At 71.8% G+C, this 14053-nt stretch carries 11 protein-coding genes; 7 read left to right on the top strand and 4 right to left on the bottom strand.

Annotated elements, in window-relative coordinates; all coding sequences use genetic code 11:
- Nucleotides 1–68: 68 nt before the first annotated feature.
- Both ACZ6Y1_RS13385 and ACZ6Y1_RS13380 read left to right on the top strand, forming a co-directional pair.
- Nucleotides 69–1652 carry an RNA polymerase sigma factor gene (locus ACZ6Y1_RS13385; RefSeq protein ID WP_469627258.1) on the top strand — a complete coding sequence of 528 codons (1584 nt, stop codon included), beginning with the start codon at nucleotides 69–71 and terminating at the stop codon, nucleotides 1650–1652.
- Nucleotides 1653–1761: 109 nt separating this feature from the next.
- Nucleotides 1762–2700, top strand: coding sequence for a serine protease (locus ACZ6Y1_RS13380; RefSeq protein ID WP_469627254.1), 939 nt, complete (start codon nucleotides 1762–1764; stop codon nucleotides 2698–2700).
- A gap of 155 nt (nucleotides 2701–2855) precedes the next feature.
- Here ACZ6Y1_RS13380 and ACZ6Y1_RS13375 read toward each other — a convergent pair whose 3' ends face one another.
- Nucleotides 2856–3089: a DUF7455 domain-containing protein gene (locus ACZ6Y1_RS13375; protein ID WP_243631750.1), complete on the bottom strand. Its 234-nt coding sequence runs from the start codon at nucleotides 3087–3089 to the stop codon at nucleotides 2856–2858.
- Nucleotides 3090–3536: 447 nt separating this feature from the next.
- Between ACZ6Y1_RS13375 and ACZ6Y1_RS13370 the strand changes: the two genes are divergently transcribed.
- The 3 genes from ACZ6Y1_RS13370 to ACZ6Y1_RS13360 all read left to right on the top strand — a co-directional run bounded on the left by ACZ6Y1_RS13370 (nucleotide 3537) and on the right by ACZ6Y1_RS13360 (nucleotide 7863).
- Nucleotides 3537–5657, top strand: a complete 2121-nt coding sequence (locus tag ACZ6Y1_RS13370) for a DNA gyrase/topoisomerase IV subunit B (protein ID WP_469627251.1) — start codon at nucleotides 3537–3539, stop codon at nucleotides 5655–5657.
- Nucleotides 5658–5794: 137 nt separating this feature from the next.
- Nucleotides 5795–6274, top strand: coding sequence for a DUF485 domain-containing protein (locus tag ACZ6Y1_RS13365; RefSeq protein WP_469627248.1), 480 nt, complete (start codon nucleotides 5795–5797; stop codon nucleotides 6272–6274).
- On the top strand, nucleotides 6271–7863 hold the full coding sequence (locus ACZ6Y1_RS13360; RefSeq protein ID WP_469627245.1) for a solute symporter family protein: 1593 nt from the start codon (nucleotides 6271–6273) through the stop codon (nucleotides 7861–7863). The genes ACZ6Y1_RS13365 and ACZ6Y1_RS13360 overlap by 4 nt, the downstream gene beginning before the upstream one ends.
- Before the next feature lie 4 nt (nucleotides 7864–7867).
- Here the strand turns inward: ACZ6Y1_RS13360 and ACZ6Y1_RS13355 are convergent, their stop codons facing one another.
- The 3 genes from ACZ6Y1_RS13355 to ACZ6Y1_RS13345 all read right to left on the bottom strand — a co-directional run bounded on the left by ACZ6Y1_RS13355 (nucleotide 7868) and on the right by ACZ6Y1_RS13345 (nucleotide 11686).
- Nucleotides 7868–8572 carry a response regulator gene (locus ACZ6Y1_RS13355; RefSeq protein ID WP_469627242.1) on the bottom strand — a complete coding sequence of 235 codons (705 nt, stop codon included), beginning with the start codon at nucleotides 8570–8572 and terminating at the stop codon, nucleotides 7868–7870.
- Complete coding sequence (locus ACZ6Y1_RS13350) at nucleotides 8569–10242, bottom strand: sensor histidine kinase (protein WP_469627238.1); 1674 nt, start codon at nucleotides 10240–10242, stop codon at nucleotides 8569–8571. The genes ACZ6Y1_RS13355 and ACZ6Y1_RS13350 overlap by 4 nt, the downstream gene beginning before the upstream one ends.
- Nucleotides 10243–10423: 181 nt before the next feature.
- The gene (locus tag ACZ6Y1_RS13345; protein ID WP_469627235.1) at nucleotides 10424–11686 is read right to left on the bottom strand and encodes a citrate/2-methylcitrate synthase; all 1263 of its coding nucleotides are present in this window, start codon (nucleotides 11684–11686) and stop codon (nucleotides 10424–10426) included.
- A 65-nt stretch (nucleotides 11687–11751) separates the two neighbouring features.
- Between ACZ6Y1_RS13345 and ACZ6Y1_RS13340 the strand changes: the two genes are divergently transcribed.
- Nucleotides 11752–12918, top strand: coding sequence for a citrate synthase/methylcitrate synthase (locus tag ACZ6Y1_RS13340; protein ID WP_469627232.1), 1167 nt, complete (start codon nucleotides 11752–11754; stop codon nucleotides 12916–12918).
- Nucleotides 12919–12942: 24 nt separating this feature from the next.
- Nucleotides 12943–14046 (top strand): CobW family GTP-binding protein, encoded by a 1104-nt coding sequence (locus ACZ6Y1_RS13335; RefSeq protein WP_469627229.1) that lies wholly within the window; start codon nucleotides 12943–12945, stop codon nucleotides 14044–14046.
- The last annotated feature ends 7 nt before the right edge of the window (nucleotides 14047–14053 follow it).

The following is a 14053-nucleotide window of genomic DNA, read 5'->3' as shown; positions in this document are numbered from 1 at the left end:
GTGGTCGTCGGCTCCGGTCCAGCACCACGAGGCCCGGGGTCGGAAGCCGTTTCCATCGTTCCGAGAGGTTGTTCGTGTCGGCCAGCACATCCCGTACGCTCCCGCCGGAGATCGCCGATTCCGAGTCTGTGATGGCGCTCATCGAGCGGGGCAAGGCCGAGGGGCAGATCGCCGGCGATGACGTGCGTCGGGCCTTCGAGGCTGACCAGATTCCTGCGACCCAGTGGAAGAATGTTCTGCGCAGCCTCAACCAGATCCTCGAGGAAGAGGGTGTGACGCTGATGGTCAGTGCCGCGGAGTCGCCCAAGCGCACCACCCGCAAGAGCGTCGCAGCGAAGAGCCCGGCCAAGCGGACGGCCACCGAACCCGTAGCCAGGAAGACGGCGGCGAAGACGACGGCGAGCGCCGCCGAGGCCGCCGCGCCCGGGGCCGTGGACCCGGAGACCGCGGACGCCCTCGCGGAGGAGCCCGGAACCGAGCCCGTCGCGAAGAAGGCGGCGGCGAAGAAGACCACGGCGAAGAAGGCCGCGCCCGCCAGGAAGACCGCCGCGAAGAAGACCGCGGCGAAGAAGACCGCGGCCAAGAAGGACGCCGACGAGGCCGGTGACGAGGAGACCCCCGAGGAGGGTCCCGACGCCGTGAAGGCCGAGGCGGACGAGGAGGAGGAGGGCGGCGAGAACAAGGGCTTCGTCATCTCGGACGACGAGGACGACGCCCCCGCCCAGCAGGTCGTGGTGGCCGGCGCCACCGCGGACCCGGTCAAGGACTACCTCAAGCAGATCGGCAAGGTCCCCCTCCTCAACGCCGAGCAGGAGGTCGAGCTCGCCAAGCGCATCGAGGCGGGCCTCTTCGCCGAGGACAAGCTGGCGAACTCCGACAAGCTGGCGCCCAAGCTCAAGCGCGAGCTGGAGATCATCTCCGAGGACGGCCGCCGCGCGAAGAACCACCTGCTGGAGGCCAACCTCCGCCTCGTGGTCTCCCTCGCCAAGCGCTACACCGGCCGCGGCATGCTCTTCCTGGACCTGATCCAGGAGGGCAACCTGGGTCTCATCCGCGCGGTCGAGAAGTTCGACTACACCAAGGGCTACAAGTTCTCCACCTACGCGACGTGGTGGATCCGCCAGGCGATCACCCGGGCCATGGCCGACCAGGCCCGCACCATCCGCATCCCGGTCCACATGGTCGAGGTCATCAACAAGCTCGCCCGCGTGCAGCGCCAGATGCTCCAGGACCTGGGCCGCGAGCCCACCCCGGAGGAGCTGGCCAAGGAACTCGACATGACCCCCGAGAAGGTCATCGAGGTCCAGAAGTACGGCCGCGAGCCGATCTCCCTGCACACGCCGCTCGGCGAGGACGGCGACAGCGAGTTCGGCGACCTCATCGAGGACTCCGAGGCCGTCGTGCCTGCCGACGCCGTGAGCTTCACGCTCCTGCAGGAGCAGCTGCACTCGGTGCTGGACACCCTGAGCGAGCGGGAGGCCGGCGTGGTCTCGATGCGCTTCGGCCTCACGGACGGCCAGCCCAAGACCCTCGACGAGATCGGCAAGGTCTACGGCGTCACCCGCGAGCGGATCCGCCAGATCGAGTCGAAGACCATGTCGAAGCTGCGCCACCCGTCGCGCTCGCAGGTGCTGCGCGACTACCTGGACTGACCGGCGAACGACGCCGGGGACCGCCGTCGAGTGGCCGTGCGCGGGTGCGCACGGCCACTGGTCATCCCACTCTGAGTGGAGTCATGCACACTCGGAGTCAGGAGGCCTCATGCGTCGTCCCATTGCCCGTGCTCTGGCGGGAGCGCTGACCCTGGCGGCGGGAGCGGTCGCGGCGCCGCTGGCCCAGGCGCCGCGGGCGGCCGCGGACAGCGTGGTGATCGGCGGGAAGCCGGTGAAGGCGGCGGACAGCCCGTGGGTCGTGGCCCTCGCCAGCCGTGACCGGTTCGGCGGTACGCGGGGCGGGCAGTTCTGCGGAGGCGTCGTCGTGGCCCCGACCACGGTCCTGACCGCGGCGCACTGCCTGGGCAGCCAGGTGCTGGGCGGCCCCGTCGAGTCCGTTCCCGACCTCCGGGTGATCGCCGGGCGTACGGAGCTGCGGGCGACCGACGGCAGGGAGATCGCGGTGCGCGCGGCCCGGGTGAACCCCGCGTACGACCCCGGGAGCAACGCCGGAGACCTCGCCGTGCTGGAGCTCGTCGAGGCGGTACCCGCGCAGCACGTGATCCCGATGGCCGGCCCGGGGGACACCGCCTACGCGGCGGGGACGGAGGCCGCGGTGTACGGCTGGGGCGACACGAGCGGCTTTGGTGACTACGCGTACGCACTGCGTGCCGCCCGGGTGACGGTCCTTGCCGACGACATCTGCGGGCGGGCCTACCCGGGGGACGCCGACGGGCAGTACCGCGCCGAGTCCATGGTCTGCGCGGGGAGCGACCGGGGAGGCAGGGACGCCTGCCAGGGCGACAGCGGGGGCCCGCTCGTGGCGAGGGGGCGGCTGATCGGGCTGGTGTCGTGGGGGCGCGGCTGCGGGCGGGCCGACAGCCCCGGCGTGTACACGCGGATCGCTCCGCTGACGGAGTTCGTGACGGGCCCGCAGGCGGGCGCGCGGCCGGCCGGGGTCCAGGACCTCACGGCGGACGCCGCGAGGGGCTCCGTACCGGCAGCAGGGCCCGTGGAGGGGCATCGAACGAATGAGCCCGTCCTGTAGAACGGCCGGAGGCCGGCGGCCCTCGTCGGGCGGCCGGCCTCCGGGCGCGGACGGGCTTGGATGTGAGGACGGGCGGCCTCCCCGGGTCTCGGGGGTGCCGCCCGTCGACCGGCATGGCCGGTCCTGGCTCGTCGGATGCGAGGTACAGGCCTGTGTCAGCGGTCCTCGGTGTCGGCATTGGCAGCCGGAGCGGACGTGAGCCGCTCGGTCTCATCCTGTATTTCCGCGGCGATCTTCTTGAGTTCCGGCTCGAACTTACGCCCGTGGTGGGCGCAGAAGAGCAGTTCACCGCCGCTCAGCAGGACGACGCGCAGATATGCCTGGGCGCCGCAACGGTCGCATCGGTCAGCGGCCGTCAGCGGGGTCGCGGGTGTCAGAACAGTAGTCACGTCGCCTCTTCTCTAGCTCGACGAGCTGTCGTACCAGGGTCAACATCCAACCAGGCCGAAAACGTTCCCGCTCGCGGCTTTTCCTCGAAACTTCCTTCCGAAGCTGGCCGGCTGTTGCCGGTTGGCGGCGAAGGAGCCGTATTGCGTTGCTTTACGGTTTCGCGTTGTCAGTCGTGCGCTTGTCGCAGTTCCATCCTCCCCCGGCTGGGTGCCAGGTTGTTCATGAGGACGTGCCCGAACCCTAAATGGTTCATGCGCGGAAGGGAACGTGATGTTTGCTTCACCCCCACGGGGGATCGAACATCCGTGCGGATCTGGACTAGGCTGAAGAATGCGCGAGGGTGGCGTTGCATCGGCTCTACCTGGCCTCGGTACCCTTCGACCGGCACCCCAGCCACCCCTGCGCCCGACCGGGCCAGAAAAGAAATTCAGCGAGGAGCGAACTGCGTGACCGCCGACACGTCCGTGCCTTCCAGCGCGCTGCTGTCCGGAGCAGACCGGGACGGTTCCAACTACACCGCGCGGCACCTCCTCGTCCTCGAAGGGCTGGAGGCCGTCCGCAAGCGCCCCGGCATGTACATCGGCTCCACGGACAGCCGGGGCCTCATGCACTGCCTCTGGGAGATCATCGACAATTCCGTCGACGAGGCCCTGGGCGGCTACTGCGACCACATCGAGGTGATCCTCCACGAGGACGCCTCCGTGGAGGTCCGCGACAACGGCCGCGGCATCCCCGTGGACGTCGAGCCCAAGACGGGTCTGTCCGGCGTCGAGGTCGTCATGACCAAGCTGCACGCCGGCGGAAAGTTCGGCGGCGGCTCCTACGCGGCCTCCGGCGGTCTGCACGGCGTCGGCGCCTCCGTGGTCAACGCCCTCTCCGCCCGGCTGGACGTCGAGGTCGACCGGGGCAGCTCGACGCACGCCATCAGCTTCCGCCGCGGTGTCCCGGGCATGTTCACCGAGCAGGGCCCCGACAGCCCCTTCGATCCGGCCAACGGCCTGCGCAAGGTCAAGCGGATCCCCAAGGGCAGGACGGGCACCCGGATCCGCTACTGGGCCGACCGCCAGATCTTCCTCAAGGACGCCCGGCTCTCCCTGGACACGCTCTACCAGCGTGCCCGCCAGACCGCCTTCCTCGTCCCCGGCCTGACCCTGGTCGTCCGCGACGAGCGCGGCATCGACGGGGCCGGCAAGACCGAGGAGGTCTTCCGCTACGACGGGGGCATCAGCGAGTTCTGCGACTACCTCGCCCAGGACAAGGCCGTCTGCGACGTGCTGCGCCTGACCGGCTCGGGCACCTTCAAGGAGACGGTGCCGGTCCTCGACGACCGCGGTCACATGACGCCCACCGAGGTCACGCGCGAGCTCGGCGTGGACATCGCCCTGCGCTGGGGCACGGGCTACGAGACCAGCCTGAAGTCCTTCGTGAACATCATCGCCACCCCCAAGGGCGGCACCCACGTCACCGGCTTCGAGCGCTCCGTCACCAAGACCGTGAACGAGGTGCTGCGCTCGGCGAAGCTGCTGCGCGTCGCCGAGGACGACGTGGTCAAGGACGACGCGCTGGAGGGTCTGACCGCCGTCGTCACCGTCCGTCTCGCCGAGCCGCAGTTCGAGGGGCAGACCAAGGAGGTGCTCGGCACCTCGGCGGCCACCCGCATCGTCGCCGCCGTGGTCGCCAAGGAACTCAAAGCCTTCCTGACCTCCACCAAGCGCGACGACAAGCAGCAGGCCCGCGCCGTGATGGAGAAGATCGTCGCGGCCGCCCGGACGAGGATCGCCGCCCGCCAGCACAAGGAGGCGCAGCGCCGCAAGACGGCGCTGGAGACCTCCTCCCTGCCCGCGAAGCTGGCCGACTGCCGCAGCGACGACGTGGAGCGCAGCGAGCTCTTCATCGTCGAGGGCGACTCCGCGCTGGGTACCGCCAAACTCGCGCGGAACTCGGAATTCCAGGCGCTCCTGCCCATCCGGGGCAAGATCCTCAACGTCCAGAAGTCGTCCGTCTCGGACATGCTCAAGAACGCCGAGTGCGGGGCGATCATCCAGGTCATAGGAGCCGGCTCGGGCCGCACCTTCGACCTCGACGCCGCCCGGTACGGCAAGATCGTCCTGCTCGTCGACGCCGACGTGGACGGCGCGCACATCCGCTGCCTGCTGCTGACGCTCTTCCAGCGGTACATGCGGCCCATGGTCGAGGCGGGCCGGGTCTTCGCCGCGGTGCCGCCACTGCACCGGATCGAGCTGGTCCAGCCCAAGAAGGGCCAGGACAAGTACGTGTACACGTACTCGGACAACGAACTGCGCCAGACCCTGCTGGAGTACCAGCGGAAGAACATCCGCTACAAGGACTCGATCCAGCGCTACAAGGGTCTGGGCGAGATGGACGCGGACCAGCTGGCGGAGACCACCATGGACCCGCGCTTCCGCACCCTGCGCCGGATCAACATCGGCGACCTGGATTCGGCCGAGACGGTCTTCGACCTGCTGATGGGCAATGAGGTCGCCCCGCGCAAGGAGTTCATCACCAGCTCCGCGGCCACTCTCGACCGCTCGCGCATCGACGCCTGACGGGTCCGCCCGGATACGGGGGCCCTTCACTCCATCACCTGAAGGAGTGAAGAGCCCCCGGACACCGGTCTCGAAACGTCCGTTCCGCACATCCTTGTCAGCACGCGGCCAGTGCGGCGGCGGACAAGGAGAGTTCGGTGGACAAGCACGACGGTCCCGATGCCGGAACGATCCGGCTCGACGACCCCTGGTACGACGCGCTGGCCGTCGGGTGGGGTGAGAGCGAGAGCGAGCCGCCCGGCGCGGCCCCGGAACCCCCCACCCCCGGCGCGTCCGACATCTACCTCGAAGTGCAGCGCAGCGCGGCCTTCCAGGAAGTGCGCAGCCGCTACCGCGGGTTCGTCGTCCCCGCGACGGCGGGGTTCCTGCTCTGGTACGTGGCCTACGTGGTCGCCGCGACCGTCGCGCCCGGCGTCATGGCCCGGCCCGTGCACGGCGCGATCAACGTCGCCATGCTGGCGGGGCTCGGGCAGTTCCTCAGCACCTTCCTCCTGACCTGGGCCTACTCCCGGCACGCGCGGCTGCGCAGGGACCGGGCGGCGCTCGACCTGCGCTGGACCGTGTTCGAGCAGGAGCGCGGTCAGGAGCGGACCCGCGCGAGGAGGACCGGCCGGTGACCACCGAGCACCAGAGTCTCGCGCTGATCCTGTTCAGCGCCTTCATCGCGGTCACGCTGGGCATCACCACCTGGGTCAGCCGCAACCGGCACGGATCGGCGGAGGAGTTCTACGCGGGCGGCAGACTCTTCTCGCCGATGGAGAACGGTTTCGCCATCGCGGGCGACTACATGTCCGCCGCCTCCTTCCTCGGAATCTCCGGGCTGATCGCCCTCTTCGGATACGACGGCATGCTCTACTCGGTCGGCTTCCTCGTCGCCTGGCTCGTCGTGCTGTTCCTCGTCGCCGAACTCGTCCGCAACTGCGGGCGCTTCACCCTCGCCGACGTGGTCGCCGCGCGCATGAGCGAGCGGCCGGTGCGGATCGCGGCCGGCACCTCATCGGTCGTCGTCTCCGTGCTCTACCTGGTCGCCCAGATGGTCGGCGCGGGCAGTCTCGTCGGTCTGCTGCTGGGGAGTTCGAGCGCCGCCGCCCGGACGCTGGCCGTGGTCGGGGTGGGCGCGCTGATGGTGGTGTACGTGTCCTTCGGCGGGATGCGGGCCACGACCTGGATCCAGATCGTCAAGGCCGTCCTGCTGATGGGCGGGGCGATCGCCCTGACCGGACTCGTGCTGCTCCGCTTCCACGGGAACTTCGGCCAGCTGCTCAGCAGCGCCGCCGAACGCAGCGGGCACGGGGCCCGCTTCCTCGCCCCGGGTCTCAAGTACGGCGGGGACTGGACCGCCCGCGTCGACTTCATCAGCCTGGGTCTCGCCCTGGTCCTCGGGACCGCGGGCCTGCCGCACATCCTGTCGCGCTTCTACACCGTGCCCACCGCGAGGGCGGCCCGCCGTTCGGTGGTGTGGGCGATCGGCCTGATCGGCGGCTTCTACCTGATGACCATCGTGCTCGGCTTCGGGGCGGCCGCGCTGCTCGGGCCGGAGCAGGTACGGGCCTCCAACGCCTCGGGGAACACGGCCGTCCCGCTGCTGGCGGCGTTCCTGGGCGGCGGTGCAGGTTCCACCGGTGGCACGGTGCTGTTCGCCTTCGTGGCCGCCATCGCCTTCGCCACCATCCTCGCCGTCGTCGCCGGGATCACGCTCGCCTCCTCGGCCTCCGTCGCGCACGACCTGTACGCCTCCCTCAAGCGGCGGCACGCCAGGCAGCGCAGTGAGGTCGCGGTGGCCCGGGTCGCGGCCGTGGGCATCGGGGCGGTGGCCATCGCGGTCGGGCTGATCGCCCAGAACCTCAACGTGGCCTTCCTGGTGGGGCTGGCCTTCGCGGTGGCGGCCTCGGCCAATCTGCCGGTGCTGCTGTACTCGCTGTTCTGGCGCGGGTTCACCACCCGGGGAGCCGTCTGGTCGGTCTACGGTGGACTGATCCCCGCGGTACTGCTGGTCCTGCTCTCGCCGGTGGTGTCAGGCAGCCCGGAGTCGCTCTTCCCCGGGGCGGACTTCCAGTACTTCCCGCTCCAGAACCCGGGGATCGTCTCCATCCCCCTGGGCTTCCTGTCGGGCTGGCTGGGCACGGTCACCTCGGTGGAGGAACCGGACGAGGCCAAGCACGCCGAGATCGAAGTGCGTTCCCTGACCGGCGCCGGGGCCGTGTGAGCCGTCACGCCCCCTCGGACTGGGCCGGCAGCCAGGTGTACCGGTGCTCCGGGCGGCCGGTCTCGCCGTAGCGCAGGGCCAGGCTCACGCGGCCGGTGCGTTCGAGGAGCTTCAGGTAGCGCTGGGCGGTCTGGCGGCTGATGCCCGCGCGGTCCGCGATCTCCTGGGTGGACAGGGGACCTCCGGCGGAGCGCAGTACCTGGCGGACCAGTTCCGAGGTGGCGTGGGAGTGGCCCTTGGGAAGCTCGTTGCGGGACGCGGCTGTGGCCAGGGTCGCGAAGAGCCGGTCGACCACCGCCTGTTCGGCCTCACCGCCGGTGTCCAGGGTGCGGCGCAGGGCCCCGTACGCCTCCAGACGCGTGAGCAGGCCGGCGAACGTGAACGGCTTGACCAGGTACTGGAGCGCCCCGAGGCGCATGGCGGCCTGGACGGTCGCGAGGTCCCGCGCGGCCGTGACCATGATCACGTCGGTGCCGTGGCCGAGCTGGCGCATCCGGCGTACCAGGTCCAGGCCGTTCTCGTCCGGCAGGTAGTGGTCCAGCAGGACCAGGTCCACCCGGTGCGCGCCGAGGAACTCCAGCGCCTCGGTGGCGGAATGGGCCCGGGCCACCACGCGGAAGCCGGGAACCATCTCCACGTACGCCGCGTTGATCAGGGCAACACGCACGTCGTCGTCGACGACCAATACGTGGATCGGGGTCTCGTTCATCGCAGGGCCTCCGGGAGTACGACGGAGAATTCCGCCCCTCCGTCCTCTGTCCCGCCGGCCCGGGCCGTGCCGCCCTGCCGCTCAGCGAGGCGGCGTACGAGGGCGAGGCCCAGCCCGCGCTCGCGGTGGGCTTCGGGCTGCTTGGTCGACCATCCCTCGGTGAATATCTCCTCGCGGTGCGCGGCCGGCACCCCGGGGCCGCTGTCGCGCACCCTCAGGACCGCCGTCCGGCCTTCGGCGCGCAGCTCCACCTCGACCAGGGGCGAGGCCGAGCCGACGGCGGCGTCCAAGGCGTTGTCCACCAGGTTCCCGACGATCGTGACGAGGCCGCCGGGATCCACCAGGCGGTCGGGGAGGAGGCTGGCCGGGGCCAGACGCAGCGGGACCCCGCGCTCCGCGGCCACCGTGGCCTTGCCCACCAGGAGGGAGGCCAGCAGGGGGTCGTGGATCTTCTCGGTGACCTGCTCGGCGGTGCTGCGGTGCACTCCGACGACCTCCGTCACGAACTCCACCGCCTCCTCGTGCAGACCCAGCTCCAGCAGGCCGAGGAGGGTGTGGAGGCGGTTGGCGTGCTCGTGGTCCTGGGCGCGCAGCGCGTCGATCAGGCCCCGGGTGGAGTCGAGCTCGCGGCTGAGGTGCTCCAGCTCGGTGCGGTCGCGCAGGGTGGCGACGGCCCCGCCGTCCTCGGTGGGCATCCGGTTGGCGACCAGGACCCGGGGGCCCTGGACGGTCAGCAGGTCCCGGCCCGTGACCCGGCCGGACAGTACGTCGGCCGTGCGACCGGCGCCTAGCACCTCGTCGAGCGGGCGTCCGGTGAGACCGTCCGTCCGGTCCGGGGTGCCAGTGGTGGCTGCGCCGTGCGCCGTGCCGGGCGAGGCGGGGGAGTGCTGCGGGGGGAGGCCGAGCAGGCGGACGGCCTCGTCGTTGACCAGGCGGACCCGGCCGTGCCGGTCGAGGGCGATCACGCCCTCGCGGATGGAGTGCAGCATGGCCTCGCGCTCCGTGAGCAGCCCGGCGATGTCGGAGAAGGCCAGGTCCCGGGTCTGCCGCTGGATCCTGCGGGACAGCAGGTAGGCGACGAGCGCGCCGGCCGCGAGGGCGCCACCGGCGTAGGCGAGGAGGCCGGGGATGGCGCCGAGCAGCCGGTCGCGGACGCCGTCGTAGGCGATGCCGACCGAGACGGCGCCGACGATCTCTCCGTCGGCGGCGATCAGCGGGACCTTGCCGCGGGCCGAGCGCCCCAGGGTGCCTTCGTCGATCTCCATGACCTCGTGGCCGGCCAGGGCCTCGCTCGGATCGGTCGAGACGCGCAGGCCGATGCGTTCGGGGCTGGGGTGCGAGTGGCGGATCCCGTTCAGGTCGAGGACGACCACGTACTCGGCCCCGGTGGCCCGGCGCAGCCGCTCGGCGGTGGCCTGCACCGGGCTGTCCTCCGTCGGTTCGGAGGCCAGGAGGTCGGCGGCCAGGGACGGGTCCGCCGCCGTGCTCTGCGCGATGGCCAGGGCGCGGCGCATGGCCTGGTCGTCGAGCTGTGCGCCGAGCGGTGCCAGGAACAGTCCGGTGGCCAGCACGACGACCCCGGCGGCGATGGCCAGTTGGGTCAGCAGGATCTGTGAGACGGCCCGTCTGGGCAGCCCGAGGCGCCGAACGCTCGTGAGGGGGAACCGCATGGGTACCCACGGTAGGTCGGCTCCGGCGCAAGCGGAATGTCCCGGGTGCGCCGCCCATGTCACATCCCGGCGGGTGGGCCGGGCGCGGAGCGGCGGGGCGTGGCCGACGTGCTGGGCGACGAGCCGGGCGCCCCCGGCGACGACGGCCCGGGCCGGCGACGCCGCGGGGCCTCCCCGCGGGTCACGGGGTCGGCGTCGGCATCGGCTGCGGCGGTCGGGGGCCCTGGTACTGGCCGCTGGGCCGCATGCGCAGGGGGCGTTCCTGGTACTCCTCCAGCGCGTGCGCGATCCAGCCCGCCGTACGGGACACCGCGAAGACCGTCTCCCCCGCCTCGGCCTCCATCCCGCAGGACACCGTCAGCACCGCCAGCGCCAGGTCCACATTGGGGTGCAGCCCGCCCTGCCGGGCCATCAGCGCGGCCACCTCGCGTGCGGCGGCCAGGGCCGGAGCGGCCTGCGGGAGGCCCTCCAGCCGGTCGAACAGGGCCCGCGCCCGCGGGTCCTCGCCGCGGTACAGCCGGTGCCCCAGGCCCGGCACCCGGCGGCCCGCCCTGAGGTATTCCGCCACCACCGGCGCGGCCCCGCCGCGTTCCAGGACCTCGACGAGCATCCGGTGCGCGAGACGTCCGGCCGCGCCGTGCAGCGGACCCTCCAGCGCTCCGAGGCCCGCGGACACCGCCGCGTACGGATGGGCCCGCGCAGACGCGGCCACGCGCACGGCCAGCGTCGAGGCGGCCAGGTCGTGGTCCACCAGCAGCCCGAGCGCCAGGTCCAGCGCGCCGAGCGCGTCCGGGTCCGGCTCCCGCGCGGTCAGGCGCGACCACAACTGCCGGGTGATGCGGCCGTCCCCGGCCCACTGGGCGGGGCCGACCACCGGCAGCGCGCCGACCAGCGTGGGGATCAGGCAGCGCGCCGAGCCCAGTACCGACGTCTCCGAGAGGTCGAAGCGCAGTGGATCCGCCACGGCCGCGGCGGCGACCGCCACCCGGAGCCGGTCGAGCGGCCCGCAGTGCTCGGGCAGCGCGGCCACCGCCTTCCGGGCCGCGGCCAGCGGCTCCGGGGGAGCGGCGAACCGGGTGCCGGTACCGACCGCCCCCGTCCAGAGCCACTCCGCCACTTCCTCGAACCGGTACCGGGAAGCCAGGGCCACGGCGTCCACGCCCCGGAACCAGTACCGGTCGGACTCGATGAGCGTGAGGGAGGTGCGCACGGCCAGCTCCCCGCCCGCGGGCGCAGCCGCCTCCCGGCGGCTGCGCCGGGCCAGCTCCTCGACCTCGGCCGCATCGAAGGTGCTGCCCCGGCCCGCGGGATCGCGGCGGCTGGTGAGCTGGCCGCGGCTGACGTACGCGTACACCGTCGCCGGCTTCACCCCGAGCAGCCGGGCCGCGTCCTGCGTGCCGATCCTGCGCCCGTGATCCGTGCCGGCGTCGCTCTCGTCGCTCATGGCGGACACCTTACAGAGTCAGAGTTATATTGATCTAATCAACATTGACAAGGATTCAATCCATCATGGATGGTCGATCCATGAACACCACCGTCGAAGTACCCCGCGGTCTCGCGGGAGTCGTGGTCACCGAAACCGAGCTCGGTGACGTCCGGGGCCGTGAGGGCTTCTACCACTACCGCCAGTACTCGGCCGTGGAGCTCGCGGCCGGCCGCGGCTTCGAGGACGTATGGCACCTGATGTTCCGCGGCGCCCTGCCTGCGGACGCCGCCGAGCGCGCCGCCTTCACCGCCGAGATCGCCCCGCTGCGCCGGCTCCCCGAAGAGGTGCGCGACGCCCTCCCCGCCCTCGCGCGGGCCACCGCGCTCTCCGGCCCCCTCGCCGGTCTGCGCACCGGCCTCTCGCTGCTCGGCGCCTCCGCCGGCTTCCGCCCCGTCTACGACATCGACCCGGCCCGCCGGGCCGCCGACGCGCTCGCCGCCTGCGCCGCCGTACCGACCCTGCTCACCGCCCTGCACCGGCTGGGCCAGGGCCTCGAACCGGTCGAGCCGCGCGACGACCTGCCGTACGCCGAGAACTACCTGTACATGCTCACCGGGCGGGAACCCGACCCGGCCAAGGCCCGCGCGGTCGAGCGCTACCTCATCTGCACCATCGACCACGGCTTCAACGCCTCGACCTTCACCGCCCGCGTCATCGCCTCCACCGGCGCCGATGTCGCCGCCTGCCTGACCGGTGCGATCGGCGCGCTCTCCGGCCCGCTGCACGGCGGCGCGCCCAGTCGCGCCCTCGACACCCTCGACGCCATCGGTACCGCCGACCGGATCGGGCCGTGGATCCGCGAGCGGGTCCTGGCGGGGGACCGGATCATGGGCTTCGGTCACCCCGTCTACCGCACCGAGGACCCCCGCTCCCGCATGCTGCGTGACATCGCGCGCCAGTTCGGCGGCCCGCTCGTGGACTTCGCCGTCGAGGTCGAGCGCCAGGTGGAGGAGATCCTCGCCGAGCTCAAGCCGGGCCGGGAACTGCACACCAACGTGGAGTTCTACGCGGGCGTGGTCATGGAGCTGTGCGGACTGCCCCGGGAGATGTTCACCCCCACCTTCTGCGCGGCCCGCGTGGTCGGCTGGAGCGCCAATGTGCTCGAACAGGCCGCCGACTCGAAGATCATCCGCCCGGCCGCCCGCTACACCGGTCCCACTCCGCCGCAGCCGGTGCCGCCCCTCCAGTGACCGGTCCTGGCTACGATCGACCGGGTGAGCAGCAGTCAGACCATCCAGCCCATCCCCGTCATCGTCCTCTCCGGCTTCCTCGGATCCGGCAAGACCACCGTGCTGAACCACCTCCTCGCCCACCGGGGAGGCACCCGGATCGGAGTCGTCGTCAACGACTTCGGGTCGATCGAGATCGACGCCATGTCGGTGGCCGGGCAGCTCGGTGACTCGATGGTCTCCCTCGGCGGCGGCTGCCTGTGCTGCGCGGTCGACGGCAGCGAGCTCGACACGTACCTGGAGAAGCTCGCCGCACCCGTCCACCGCATCGACGTGATCGTCATCGAGGCGAGCGGGCTGGCCGAGCCCCAGGAGATGGTCCGGATGCTCGTCGCCAACGAGAACCCGGCCGTCCGTTACGGCGGACTGGTGCAGGTCGTGGACGCGGCGGAGTTCGACGCGACCCGGACCGCGCACCCGGAGTCCGACCGCCACCTCGCCGTCTCCGACCTCGTGGTGCTCAACAAGACCGACCGGGTGGACGCGGCCGAGCGCGCCCGCATCGAGGGACTCCTGGCCACCCTGTGCGCCCCGGGCACACCGGTCGTCGGCGCCGATCACGGCCGGATCGACCCCGAGCTGCTCTTCGACCGCCGCCCCTGGACCGAGACGCGCGGCCAGCTCTCCTTCGAGGACCTGCTGGCGGAGGCCGAGGACCACGGCGACGACCACGGCACACACGCGCACGCCGCCTACGAGGCCGTCGAGTTCGTCTCCGGGCAGGCCCTCTCGCCGCGCCGGTTCATCGACTTCCTCGACCGCCGGCCGGCCGGGCTCTACCGGATCAAGGGCTTCGTCCACTTCGGCGTCCCCGGGCACGAGGAGAAGTACGAGGTCCACGCGGTCGGCCGCTTCCTCCGCTTCGCCCCCGGGCCCTGGGAGCGGGGCGAGGAACGCCTGACCCAGCTCGTCCTGATCGGCTGCGGCACGGACGGGCCGGGCCTGCTCCGCGAGCTGGAGGCCTGCCGGGAGGAGGCGCCGCACGAGCTCGGCCCGGAGAGCATGTGGGGAGTGCTGCGGTACGTGGCGCGGCCCGCGCAGCACGCGCCGGAGGCCCCGGACTCCGCGGATCGGGCGGAGACCGCTTAGACGTGCT

The organism is Streptomyces sp. NPDC053432, assembly GCF_055585365.1.
Note: the sequence above shows the minus strand (reverse complement) of the source record. Positions and strands in the feature narration are given on the sequence as shown.